Below are 13,218 nucleotides of genomic sequence, written 5' to 3'. Positions count from 1 at the left end.
AAAATATTGGATTAAAGTAACACTAACATCATGACTTAGCCGTTAATGCAGTTAAATATCTTTGCCAATCAAAACTATCACCAGGATCGGTTTTGCGTCCAGGAGCAATATCACAATGTCCGACGATATTTGCTTGATTAAGCATAGGATATTGCGCAAACAACACCAAGGTTAATTGCACTAATTCGCGATATTGCGCATCGGTATAAGGGTCGCTATCTGTGCCTTCCATTTCAATGCCAATGGTAAAATCATTACAACCTTCTCGGCCATTAAAACACGAAACCCCAGCATGCCACGCTCGGTCATCACAGCTAACATACTGCACTAATTCACCATCGCGGCGAATTAAAAAGTGTGCCGACACTTCAAGCCCGGCAATATCAGCAAAACTTGGATCTGCATCCACCGCTAAACAGCCCTGAAATAAACCATCAATGTGCGGCAAGCCATAACAACCTGCAGGCAAACTAATATTATGAATAACTAAGCCGCTAACCTCATTATTAGGGCGCGGGTTAAAATGCGGTGATGGGCATAGCCGTGCACCTTGATGCCAGCCTGATTTCAATTGTGTATCCATAATTAATAATAAAATCTCAAGTAATGAATTAACCATGCCAGCGTGGCTGCAGTTTGCATCTCAACGAACCATCAGTAAGTCACCATTATCAGTGCCCAAAAAGCAAGCAACAAATACCTGCGATACAAGATAAAAAAGCACCAAGGTTCGTCGCTGTAAAACCTTAAAATAATATTGCCCTAGCAGCCAACACAGTAACAGTTTGACTGCTATATTTTAAATTAACAACTGTGATAAAGTAATAGGCATATTGTTTCTCATTTTTTAAACATTGAGTTGGCCCAAGCAACTCAATTTAGTTGTAATTTCAAGGACATTCACATGATTGAAAATGACATCCGTCATGCCGTTAAAGCTGCACTTGATGAAGACCTAGGCCATACGCCAGCCCAAACCCCGCAAGATATGCTTAATGCCGATATTACCGCGCAACTTATTCCAGCAGATAAACATGCTGAAGCGGTGTTAATCACCCGTGAAGAAGGCGTTTTTTGCGGAAAAGCATGGGCAGAACAAGTATTTAATCAGCTCGGCGGTGATGTAGCCTTGCATTGGCATGTGGATGATGGCGACTTATTGGTTCCCAACCAGGTGTTATGTGAATTATCAGGCCCAGCAAGAGCCATCTTAACCGGTGAACGCACCGCGATGAACTTCATCCAAACCCTATCTGGTGTTGCCAGTCTCACTAAGCTTTATGTTAACAAGTTAGCTGATACCCACACTAAACTGCTCGATACCCGCAAAACCATTCCCGGCCTGCGCACCGCGCAAAAATATGCCGTCGCTTGTGGTGGCGGTAAAAACCATCGTATTGGTTTGTTTGATGCCTTCTTAATCAAAGAAAACCACATTATGGCCTGCGGCAATATTGAATTAGCAGTACAAACAGCCCGACAAGTAGCCGCTGACAAACCAGTTGAAGTGGAAGTAGAATCAATCGCCGAGCTAACCCAAGCGTTAGAAGCAGGTTCTGACATCATCATGCTCGATAATTTTGATGTCACCATGATGGTAGAAGCAGTAGCGCTTAATTCCAGCTATTTAGATCAAGGTAAAGGCGCAAAGCTGGAAGTATCCGGTAATGTCACCATCGACACCATTGCAGACTTTGCCAGAACCGGTGTTGACTACATCTCAGTTGGCGCACTCACTAAGCACGTTAAAGCCTTGGATTTATCCTTACGCTTTAAAAACTAATGTTAAGCTGAGCTTGATAAATCATTAGCCCGGTTAAATAGCAAGATAAGTCAGTAATCGCTAATAACAATCAAAACCAGCTATTTATAGCTGGTTTTTTTGCTCGCACTAAAAGCTTAGCTAAATAAGGCTGACTAAATAGATAGCGCAATGGCAGCCTTACAACAATTGTAGCCTTACTATAAGCCCTGTAGCTTGAATCAATAGCCACAAAGATTAAACTGATACCCACTTTTGACCTTTTGACCTTTGACAACTATCTCCCCCTAAGGGCTTAAATAACCTCCCTTAAAAGCTCAAATAACCTTACCACCAGGGCTTAAATACCTACATAAACCAAGCGCTATAACCTTACATTCTCTATGGTGTCATTTTTTTGACAAACAACAACTAAAGTCAAATTGACTAAATAACCGACTAAAAGTGTCAATAATGTGCTGCAAAATCATTACAAACAGCAGCTTAAAACAACCTTTTTATCTTTTTAGTTAAAAAACTCGCCACAAGCTATTCCATTTTCAGCAACTTTATACTAACGTTTAGCTTGGATGAATGAAGTATCAGATTTAACTTTTAATAATCAGCTTTTCAACATGTTACAAATGTAACATTGAGTGAGCGAAAAATGATTTTTAAAAGAACAATGATAAATCAAACATTTTGTTAACAAACTGACCTTGCAGCACTTTGTTGACCCTAGTTACAGATTAGATAGCAATTTGTTAATGACTAGCCTATTCTGCTTTCGAGGTATTTAGTTGGACATATTGGTTTTACTGATCCGTTTTACAAGAACGGCTTGATTGTTCTTGATGAAATCATTCATTTAAAACCCTTTGTAGTTTTTAACAGTTATCACAGTCAATTGAGCCAAGCTAGTTAAACCGTAAGTTCTGCCCAGTAGACTGTAATGCAAAACAACACTAGTAAATTAATGCCGACAGGTTGTGGTGACTAGGACACCACTCATAACAATTAAGGGCCTTTAACTGTTATGGGATTCAAGGATGACAACAAACCCGACGCAACACTTAAGCATCATAAGAGAGAGATAAAAATGAAAAGCATTAACCAAATCAAAAACGCTAAGGGTTTTACTCTTATTGAATTAATGATCGTCGTTGCGATTATCGGTATTCTGGCAGCAATCGCATTGCCTGCTTATCAAGATTACACAGTACGTTCACAAGCAGCATCAGCTTTAAGTGAAATATCTGCAGGTAAGGTTGGTTTTGAGCAAGCTGCTGTTGAAGGCCGCACCCCAAATACTGCGTCTGGCACTGCAGGTTTCATTGGTGTTGGAACAAGTACAACATATTGCTCAGCTGTAACTATTGTTGCGCCAACAACTACTGCTGGTGGTTCTATAAAATGTGACACTCAAGGGGGTAATGCTGCTAAATTTAATTCAAAAACAATTACCCTCACTCGATCGACTGAAGGCGCTTGGTCTTGCGCAACATCTTTAGACCCAAGCTATGCTCCAGGTAAATGTACTGGTTCTTAATAAGTTTTCATCGAAAGCTTTAATTCATTTTAACTTCTCATCTACAAAAATGAATTAGCGGGCCAATCTATGTTAAAAAATCCAATAACCATGGTTATTGGATTTTTTATTTCTCAATTATAAAGCCCTAAATTCAGATAATAACTGCGACTGTACTGGTCAACTCAAATTGGACACTTTTAGTTGAGAATGTTCAAACTCTACAGGTGACAGATCACCATTAGCAGAATGAAGTCGCTCCAAGTTGTAATATTTCATGTAAGCAGTCACATCTTGCTTCATAAACTCCCTTGTTGGTTGAGAAACTTTAAAAAACCAATCGTGTTTCAAACTACCAAAGAAACGTTCAACGACTGCATTATCCCAACACGCACCGACATCCCCCATACTAGCTCGAATACCATAACTAGAAAGCAGCTTGCCGAATTGCTTGCTGGTATACTGTGATCCTCGGTCACTGTGAAATACCAGCCCTCTGGCCGGTTGGCGCAGATTGTAAGCTTTCATTAATGCCTTAGATATCAAATCCGTGGTCATACGCTTGTCTATGTGCCATCCAACGATCCGGCGTGAATATAAATCCATTACAACTGCCAAATACATCCAGCCTTCACCTGTCTTTAAATAGGTCACGTCACCTGCCCAAACCTGATTTGCGGATACTGGGTTAAAGTTCATGTTTAACAGATTATCAGCCACGGCATCAGAGTGTTTTCGCTGTGTCGTCACCTTGTAAGCTCGTCGCTGGGTAGCTTTGAGTCGAAGGCGATGCATAATTTTACGAACGAGATAGCGACCAACCTGGTAGCCTTCCTTGCGCAATTTCTTCACCTTTTCACGATTCCCTAAGCTGCCTCTACTTTGCTTAAATAGCTGTCGAACAAGGCGATAAAGCTTCAGTGTTTCAAGGCTTATCACGTGTGCAGGGCGTTTATGCCAATCGTAATAGCCTGACTGACTTACTCACACTCATTACTCGACATAACAGTGCTACAGGAAACAGGTTTGATTGCTGTTTGATGAAGCGAAATTTTACTTCATTTCTCTCGCAAAGAAGGCACTTGCCTCGGTGTGCCCCTTGGGTATTTTTAGGATTTCTTTCTCCATGCGTAATTCTTTGTTTTCTCTACGCAATCTCTTCAACTCATCACGTTCTGACTCTTCTAAAGCGATACCTTGTTGTAGGGCTTGATATTTTTCCTTCCAGTTGTAAAGCAAACTGGTGCTAACCCCAAGAGACTTTGCTGCATCAGCAACGCTATAACCTTGCTCTAGCACCATCAAGACGGCTTCATCTTTATATGCTTGCGGATAACTCTTATGTGATTTTTTTTGACTCATATAGACCTCTTAATTTATTGACCATACTGTCTCAAAATTAAGTGTCCGATGGAATTAGACCAGAACAACCTTAGTTAGTAACTAATCAACCCGTTGACCCATATCCTAGGAAATAACGCTGACAATAATTCATCACTTTTATACGTCATAAAAAGTAAACTGCCCATAAGAACAACTGAAACAAACAACACAACTCTAGTATGTAATGCAGCCTTATAAACATGACATGAATCAAACTGTGCCAGTATTGCAACTAGAAAGACTAAAGCTAACTGTGCAAATGGCATCACAGCTACACCGCTAAATAACGAACATATAAGACCGGATAATACGGCAAATACTATAGGGGTAATCCCTGGAATTGTCTGTTGCTGTATAGAATCTAATCTGCTGTATAACCGATTAACACACCAAGCCGTAAATGCTACACATGATATAGCACCGTACTCATATAATATTTGCATAATAAGATTATGTGGATGTGCATGCGGTAGTGGTTTTGCTTCTGCCCACGTAAAGCTCATAGGCCCAAACCCAAGCCAAAGGCTTTCAGGAATATGAGTTAGAATATAAAGCCATAAATCTACCCGCCCTGAACTAGTCGTTCTTAATTGAAAATTTGAACTCTCCATTAACCAATGAGGGATAGCAATGATAAATACTAGCCATAAAACTACTCCAGCCATGATTGTTTTAAGTACAATTGAGATAAATTGTTGACGAGTATGTTGCGATAAAAAAAATGCGATCAAACTAGATGCAAGGATTAGGGATAGCATGCCACCGCGCGCTTGCGTCTGTAGCAATACTAGCCAATGTAACGATAAAACAATGAATAAAAACCGCTTGAACTTAGTTAAATTTTGACAAAAATACGGTAAAAAAAGCAGTGGTATAACCATCACTTGTAATTGGTTAAAAAAACGAACATTAGCATAGCCAGAAATTAGGCCATGAATGTCAAAACTTTGCGCATCAGCATACGAAAACAGTAAAAATAAAATATATTTAATAAATGTAAATATAGAGAATAGTAAAGCACAAAGGTAAAGACCTAAAAAAAACTTTTCTCTATTAAGGGCTTTAATGCTGGTAGTAAAAATTAAGAATGCACACAACAATAATCCCATATTGGCAATTTCAAGCATCCCCCAAAATGGATGCTTACTGTACAAAGCAGATAAAATAGCTAATGAAAGAAATATCCCCAAAAAAGATGCTGTTACTTTAGATACTCTGATGAATTCGACTTCTTTAACGAAACACAAACCAAGAGAGGACAAACATATAAAAAACACTACCAGCATGCGTTTTATATCGTATTGACTATCGACACCAACAAAAGGTGTAAAATCACCCGCAAATACAGTTCCAAGAAGTAATACGCATACAAAGCTAATGAATACCAATTTAGAATAAGTTTTTAATTGAATGTACATCAGCTAACCACCCCTTGAACATTCAAACTTTGGAAGTTCAATTCATTATCCATTGTTGACTCACATGTTTTGCCAAAATTAATATCCTGCCCAGCATTACTTGAGCAACATTATCCATTGTAAAAATTTCAATTTATAAACACCCATAAGTAAATACAAATTGAATTATCTATAAAATACAGACACTTCACAACAGGTAGCCCCAATCGACCGGTAACGCAGTTTAAACAGGTTGTTAACGCAAGTCATTCACAAATGAAATATTCACTTAAAATAGGAATAAAAATATTATTCTTACAGATATCTATTTATTGTTGAAATTGATATATTTTTAATCTTCTAATTTATGACAAATTCTGAAAAAGACGTTATCATTTAATACTTAGTTTCAACTGGAGCCTCCATGCCATCTAACGGCTTACATCTTGGTTTATCAACCTTGTTTATCCGTAAAGGGATATTATCTGATGAGCAGGTATCTTCTGCTATTACTCAATCCCGTAAATCTAAACATTCATTGGTAACAACCTTAGTTGATTCAAAAGTCATATCCGCCAGAGCAATTGCTGAATTGTGTTATGAAGAGTATGGCTCGCCACTATTAGATTTAGCTGAGTTTGATTTAGCCAATATCCCCGAAGACATAATCAATAAAAAACTCATCGCTAATCATCGCTGCCTGCCGTTATTTAAGCGCAGTAATCGCATATATATCGCCACTTCTGATCCAACTAACATTGCCGCCCTAGAAGACTTTCAATTCAGTCTCGGTTTACACGCTGAAGCCATTATTGTTGAAGACGACAAATTACATATAGCCCTAGAAAAAGTCCTTGAAGATGATATATCAGGCTTAAGCCTAGATGGTATGGATGAACAAGCACTAGCAGGCATTGAAGTCTCTGACAATGATAAACGCAATGAAGAACCAGAAGCTGAAAGCAGTGATGATGCCCCAATAGTCATTTATATTAATAAAATCCTTACTGATGCTATTCGTAAAGGCGCCTCTGATTTACATTTTGAGCCCTATGAAAAGCGCTATCGCATTCGTTTTCGCATCGACGGTATTTTGCACGAAGTATCTGAACCACCGGTTAATCTTTCTAACAGGCTATCCGCTCGCTTAAAGGTGATGTCAAAGCTTGATATTGCCGAGCGCCGCGTGCCCCAAGATGGCCGCATAAAAATGAAACTGTCACGCACCAAATCAATCGATTTTCGTGTCAGCACCCTGCCCACTATTTGGGGCGAAAAAATTGTAATGCGTATTTTGGACTCATCTTCAGCGCAATTAGGCATTGAAAAGCTCGGTTATGACGATGACCAACGTGAGCTTTATGAGCAAATGCTCGCCAAACCTCAGGGAATGATATTAGTAACAGGCCCAACGGGTTCTGGTAAAACCGTATCCCTATATACTGGCCTTAATATCCTCAATACTGAAGAACGTAATATCTCCACCGCTGAAGATCCTGTTGAAATTAACTTAGAAGGCGTTAATCAGGTTCATATTAATTTAAAAGCTGGCTTAACCTTCGCATCTGCATTACGCTCATTTTTACGTCAAGATCCTGATGTGGTCATGGTGGGTGAAATCCGTGATTTAGAAACCGCCGAAATTGCCATTAAAGCCGCCCAAACCGGTCACTTGGTGTTATCCACCTTGCATACTAACTCTGCCGCTGAAACCTTGACTCGTCTGATTAACATGGGCGTGCCCGGTTACAACATTGCCAGTTCGGTGAACCTAATTATTGCTCAGCGCCTTGCCAGACGCCTATGCCCAGAGTGCAAAGCACCTGAAGATGTGCCCGAGGCAGAATTAAAACGCCTAGGCTTTACTGACGAAAATATAAGTTCTAACTTTACGGTTTATAAACCTGTCGGCTGTGAGCATTGCTCTGGCGGTTATAAAGGCCGTGTGGGTATATATGAAGTGATGAAAATGACCGATGAGATTGCCAGAACCATTATGGAAGGCGGCAACTCACTGCAAATAGCCAAACAGGCCAAGGCCAATGGTATGCGTGATTTAAGACTCTCAGGCTTACTTAAAGTCACCCAAGGCATTACTAGCATTGCCGAAGTGAATCGTGTTACCAGTTTTAACTAAAGCAACCAAGCAGTTTTATAAAAAATTGCTTAACAACAGAATTGTCAAATAAAAACAAAAAGGATTTGCTTGATGGCAACTGCAACCCTAAGAAGAAAGCAAAAGAGCAAAAAAGATATCAAGCACCAACCTAAGGTGTTCACTTTTGAATGGAAAGGTGTCAATCGTGATGGTCAACGTACTTCAGGAGAATTACGTGGCAGTAGTATTGCTGAAATTCGCAGTGTTTTAAAAGCCCAAGGCGTCACCCCCAAAGGGGTCAGAAAAAAGTCAGCCTCTTTATTTAAGTCTGAGAAAAAGATCACTGCAATGGATATTGCCATGATCACCCGCCAGATTGCCACTATGCTGTCAGCAGGTGTACCGCTAGTGACTACCATTGAACTACTTGGCCGTGGCCATGAAAAGGCCAAAGTGCGAGAGCTACTTGGCACAATTGTTACTGACGTTCAATCAGGCATACCATTATCCGATGCATTAAGACCACACCGACAGTATTTTGATGACCTTTATGTGGATTTAGTCGCTGCAGGAGAACACTCAGGTTCACTAGATGCGGTGTTTGACAGGATTGCCACCTATCGAGAAAAAGCTGAACAATTAAAATCAAAAATTAAAAAAGCCATGTTCTACCCTGCGGCAGTAGTCATTGTTGCAATTGCAGTAACGGTTTTATTATTATTATTTGTAGTGCCACAGTTCGAAGAGATTTTTAATGGTTTTGGCGCTGAATTACCTGCATTCACTCAATTGATTATTAACATCTCAGAGTGGTTGCAAAGTTCTTGGTATTATTTTGCCATTGCCATAATCGTTGGGATTTACTTGTTTAAACGAGCCCATCGAAACTCACAAGCATTCCGTGACCGAGTGGATGAATTGCTGCTAAAAATTCCCGTTATTGGTGACATTTTACATAAAGCGGCCATGTCACGTTTTGCCCGCACCTTAGCCACCACGTTTGCCGCCGGTGTACCGCTTATTGATGGCTTAGAATCTGCTGCAGGCGCCTCCGGCAATGCAGTTTATAAAAAAGCCTTATTAAAAGTCCGCCAAGAAGTGATGGCAGGCATGCAAATGAATGTGGCTATGCGCACCACAGGTTTATTCCCTGACATGCTCATTCAAATGGTGATGATCGGTGAAGAGTCTGGCGGCCTAGATGAAATGCTCAATAAAGTCGCCAACATCTATGAAATGCAAGTTGATGATGCTGTTGATGGTTTATCAAGCCTGATTGAGCCCATGATGATGGTAGTTATTGGTACTATCGTCGGCGGCTTAATTATCGGTATGTACTTGCCAATATTTGAAATGGGTAATGTTGTTGGTTAATACCACAATGTAATAATGTAAAATTAAAATTAAAATTAAAATAAGAATAAAATGACCGAATTTATCGAAACCTTTACCGCTAGCATGAGCCAATATCCTTGGCTGTTTATGCTGATTAGCTTTATTTTTGCTGCCACCATTGGCAGCTTTTTAAATGTTGTCATTCATCGTTTTCCGGTAATGATGAAGCGCGAATGGCAGTCTGAATGTAATTATTACTTATCTGAATATCACCCTGACATAGTAAAAGAGATAGGTGAAAAAAGATTCACTAAGCCCATTGACCACTTCCCTAAAAAATACAATTTAGTGGTGCCAAATTCTGCCTGCCCCAAATGTAAAACTAACATTAAGGCTTGGCATAATTTACCGGTTTTGGGTTGGATACTACTTAAAGGCAAGTGCGCCAGTTGTAACACGGCAATTAGCCCCCGCTATCCCATCGTTGAATTTATTACCGGAGCCCTCATTGCCACCTTAGCTTGGCATTTTGGCCCAACATGGCAGTTTTTATTCGCCTCCATATTAACCTTTGTGCTAGTTGCCCTTACTGGTATCGACTTAGATGAAATGCTGCTGCCAGATCAACTCACACTACCTATTTTGTGGTTAGGCTTAATCATTAACCTCAATGGCGTATTTACCAGCCCTACCGATGCCATTATTGGCGCTGCGGCAGGTTATTTAAGTTTGTGGTCAGTTTTTTGGTTATTTAAGCTGGCAACAGGCAAAGAAGGCATGGGATATGGTGACTTCAAATTATTAGCCGTATTTGGCGCTTGGCTTGGCTGGCAGTATTTACCCCTTATCATCTTACTATCATCATTAGTCGGTGCTATTGTGGGTATCACCCTAATCATTTTTAAAAAGTTAGCCAAAGACAAACCAATTCCATTTGGGCCTTATATTGCCATTGCTGGCTGGGTAGCATTAATCTGGGGACAAGACATCATAAATTGGTACCTCAGTACTTTATAGACCACCAAAAAATCCTGTGTGAGAAAAAATTATGAGTAACTTCATTGTGGGCCTAACGGGTGGTATTGGTTCAGGTAAAACTACCGTAGCCAACTTATTTGCAGATTTAGGTATCGAACTCGTTGATGCCGATATCATTGCCCGGCAAGTGGTCGCCAAAGGCTCAGCAGGCTTACAACAAATACAGCAGCATTTTGGCGCCAGTGTATTACTCGACACTGGCGAACTTAATCGCCCTGCGCTGCGTGAAAAGGTATTCAATCAGCCCGAACAGAGATTATGGCTCAATAATCTGTTACATCCCATGATACGCCAGCAAATGCTTCAGGCAGTAGCAGATGCTAAATCAATATATGTAATTATGGTTGTACCCTTGCTATTTGAGAATGGGTTAGATAGGTTAGTCAATACAACTTTAGTGGTGGATATTCCACCACACGAACAAATAGCAAGAACAGCTAAGCGAGATGGTGTTGATTCAACCCAAGTTGAACAAATAATTAATAGTCAGATAGATAGAGAGCAAAGATTACAAAAAGCTGACGCTATCATTGATAATACCCAGACACCTGAAGCACTTCGTCACACTGTTCAGTTATTACATCAGCAATATTTAGATAAAGCATCTCAAGATAATAATAATGAATGATGACCTGATTTATGAGCAACCATTAAACGAAAAAACTAGAAGCTACTTACGCCTTGAGTATTTAGCAGATCAACTCGAGCTGCACTTAAAATCAGATCATCAACATCATTGTTTTTACCCATTATTTTCATTATCAGAACTAACAGATCGCTGTGACTATCGTTCCGACATCTTAAAAGATATCGACAAACAACTTATCTTGTTAGAAAAGTGGCATGCTTTACCTCATGTTAATAAAATTCAAATCCAACGTATTATTGATCAGCTGATTCAAGCAAAAGCACCGCTACAAACCAACGAAAGAATAGGTTGCCATTTAAAGCAAGACAGATTTATTGCCGCACTAAAACAACGATTTGGTATGCCAGGTGCTTGTTGTAATTTCGACTTACCGCAACTGCATTTCTGGTTATCAAAACCATGGGATGAAAGACAGCAAGATTTAAAAACATGGATAGCCCATTACCTGCCAATTTTAGAACCCATTAAAATACTCCTCGATTTAACGAGAAGTACTGCAGAATTTAGAAGCGCTGAAGCTGAACAAGGTTTCTTGCAAGGAAACAGTCCACACCCTCTGACACTTGTTCGAGTAAAAATCAAAAGCAAAGAAGGTTGTTACCCCACAATTAGTGGTCACAAAAATCGCTATGCCATTCATTTTGTCAATTTTGACAACCAAAAACATACTGACAAAAAAGTAAAATTCAAACTGGCTACTTGCAACTAAATTCTTTAATATCACCAAGAATTTTACAGCGAGGAATCTTATGTCTATTTCAGTTAAATGCCCAATCTGCCAGACTCAAGTAGAGTGGAGTCAAGAATCTAAATTCAAACCATTTTGCAGTGAACGTTGCAAATTAATCGACCTCGGCGATTGGGCCAGCGAAAAACATGCTATTCCCGTTAAGCCAGAGTTTGACCATGAAATGTTAGATTCTGAAGGTTTTGACGAAGGCGACTTCTTTAAACACTAATCACCTCCTCCACTCAAGCGAGCATTCTAATGAAAAGAGTCAATGTTGCCGTCGGCATAATCATCAATGACCAACAACAAGTTTTATTAGCTAAGAGGCACGCACACCTGCACCAAGGTGATAAGTGGGAATTCCCAGGTGGTAAGGTCGAAGTAAATGAAACGGTCTCACAAGCATTAATTAGAGAGCTAAAAGAAGAAGTAAACCTAACAGTTAATACAACTGAGCCTTTTATGGTCATTTCACATGATTACCCAGATAAGCAAGTGCTTCTTCAGATCCACCTAGTGAAAGACTTTACAGGCACTGCCAGTGGTGTTGAAGGCCAAAAAATTGAATGGGTTAATAAAACCAATCTAACTAGTTTTGATTTCCCTGAAGCCAATATCCCCATCCTTAAGAGGTTACTCGCGTAACAGCAACAGTTCCATCGCTATTAGAAAGTATATAAAGCACTATGTTAATGAGTGCTTTAATCAATTATTCTAAACAACAGTGAAACCACAATCCTTTAGCTGCTCTAGCTATGTAATTCACAGACACCACTAACAATTGTTTATAGCAAAAAAATCATAATAGATATCAGCCACTAACTCATGTTCACTATTATCCTAAAAGCGAACAACAATAGCCTTCTTAATCCAGATTAAGCGCTTGGCGCTATTTAGCTGCGGATAAGTATTTCGCGTTTCATGTTTGTATAAAGTGTTGCTTTATAACCATAGACATTACCCCCCTACTTTTACATGGGTATTCGTCCACACTCACCACTCACCACTTACCACTCACCACTCACCACTCACCACTTACCACTTACCACTTACCACTTACCACTTACGATATTATCTAGCAGCTAATAACTCAAGTTATCAGCGTTAGGATTTATTCTTTTTGCCCCAATACGAAAAAAGCCCTGACTGTTAAGTCAGGGCTTTAACGACTCACTTACGAGAGATATTAGGCGCTTGGCGATGATCTACTTTCATATGGGCATTCGTCCACACTCATCGCTCACGCTGATATGTTGCAGCTAATAACTCAAATTATCAGCATTAGGTATTGTTGCTTTTCCCCCAATACGAAAAAAGCC

11 protein-coding genes and 1 pseudogene are annotated in these 13,218 nt (G+C 39.8%); 9 read left to right on the top strand and 3 right to left on the bottom strand.

Translation table 11 applies throughout. From position 1 onward, the window contains the following. Window positions 1–28: 28 nt before the first annotated feature. The gene (gene ampD, locus BCU94_RS01600) at window positions 29–583 is read right to left on the bottom strand and encodes a 1,6-anhydro-N-acetylmuramyl-L-alanine amidase AmpD (protein WP_102440050.1); all 555 of its coding nucleotides are present in this window, start codon (window positions 581–583) and stop codon (window positions 29–31) included. Between the two features lie 321 nt (window positions 584–904). Here ampD and nadC point away from each other — a divergent pair, with 321 nt between their 5' ends. Then, entirely contained in the window at window positions 905–1,783 is an 879-nt protein-coding gene (gene nadC, locus BCU94_RS01595; protein WP_102475440.1) for a carboxylating nicotinate-nucleotide diphosphorylase, read from the top strand. A 1,057-nt stretch (window positions 1,784–2,840) separates the two neighbouring features. Beyond that, complete coding sequence (locus BCU94_RS01590) at window positions 2,841–3,290, top strand: pilin (RefSeq protein ID WP_102475439.1); 450 nt, start codon at window positions 2,841–2,843, stop codon at window positions 3,288–3,290. Between the two features lie 159 nt (window positions 3,291–3,449). Here BCU94_RS01590 and BCU94_RS01585 read toward each other — a convergent pair. Continuing rightward, a pseudogene (locus BCU94_RS01585) lies at window positions 3,450–4,631 on the bottom strand (IS3 family transposase). 74 nt (window positions 4,632–4,705) lie between these two features. Beyond that, window positions 4,706–6,070: an O-antigen ligase family protein gene (locus BCU94_RS01580; protein WP_241904941.1), complete on the bottom strand. Its 1,365-nt coding sequence runs from the start codon at window positions 6,068–6,070 to the stop codon at window positions 4,706–4,708. A gap of 403 nt (window positions 6,071–6,473) precedes the next feature. On the opposite strand from BCU94_RS01580, the gene pilB reads away from it, so the two are divergent. From pilB to mutT, 7 genes are all read left to right on the top strand, one after another. Continuing rightward, the gene (pilB, locus tag BCU94_RS01575; protein ID WP_102475438.1) at window positions 6,474–8,186 is read left to right on the top strand and encodes a type IV-A pilus assembly ATPase PilB; all 1,713 of its coding nucleotides are present in this window, start codon (window positions 6,474–6,476) and stop codon (window positions 8,184–8,186) included. A gap of 72 nt (window positions 8,187–8,258) precedes the next feature. Further along, the gene (locus tag BCU94_RS01570) at window positions 8,259–9,521 is read left to right on the top strand and encodes a type II secretion system F family protein (protein ID WP_102475437.1); all 1,263 of its coding nucleotides are present in this window, start codon (window positions 8,259–8,261) and stop codon (window positions 9,519–9,521) included. Window positions 9,522–9,572: 51 nt separating this feature from the next. Then, window positions 9,573–10,499 (top strand): A24 family peptidase, encoded by a 927-nt coding sequence (locus tag BCU94_RS01565; RefSeq protein WP_102475436.1) that lies wholly within the window; start codon window positions 9,573–9,575, stop codon window positions 10,497–10,499. Between the two features lie 31 nt (window positions 10,500–10,530). Then, window positions 10,531–11,148 (top strand): dephospho-CoA kinase, encoded by a 618-nt coding sequence (gene coaE / locus BCU94_RS01560; protein WP_102475435.1) that lies wholly within the window; start codon window positions 10,531–10,533, stop codon window positions 11,146–11,148. After that, window positions 11,141–11,878, top strand: a complete 738-nt coding sequence (gene zapD, locus BCU94_RS01555; protein WP_102475434.1) for a cell division protein ZapD — start codon at window positions 11,141–11,143, stop codon at window positions 11,876–11,878. The genes coaE and zapD overlap by 8 nt, the downstream gene beginning before the upstream one ends. Before the next feature lie 40 nt (window positions 11,879–11,918). Continuing rightward, window positions 11,919–12,128, top strand: a complete 210-nt coding sequence (gene yacG / locus BCU94_RS01550; RefSeq protein ID WP_102440041.1) for a DNA gyrase inhibitor YacG — start codon at window positions 11,919–11,921, stop codon at window positions 12,126–12,128. A gap of 29 nt (window positions 12,129–12,157) precedes the next feature. Continuing rightward, the gene (mutT, locus tag BCU94_RS01545) at window positions 12,158–12,544 is read left to right on the top strand and encodes an 8-oxo-dGTP diphosphatase MutT (protein ID WP_102440042.1); all 387 of its coding nucleotides are present in this window, start codon (window positions 12,158–12,160) and stop codon (window positions 12,542–12,544) included. Window positions 12,545–13,218 lie beyond the last annotated feature (674 nt).

Origin of the sequence: Shewanella sp. 10N.286.52.C2, assembly GCF_002874545.1 — a bacterium.
Classification (GTDB): Bacteria; Pseudomonadota; Gammaproteobacteria; order Enterobacterales; family Shewanellaceae; genus Shewanella.
Note: the sequence above shows the minus strand (reverse complement) of the source record. Positions and strands in the feature narration are given on the sequence as shown.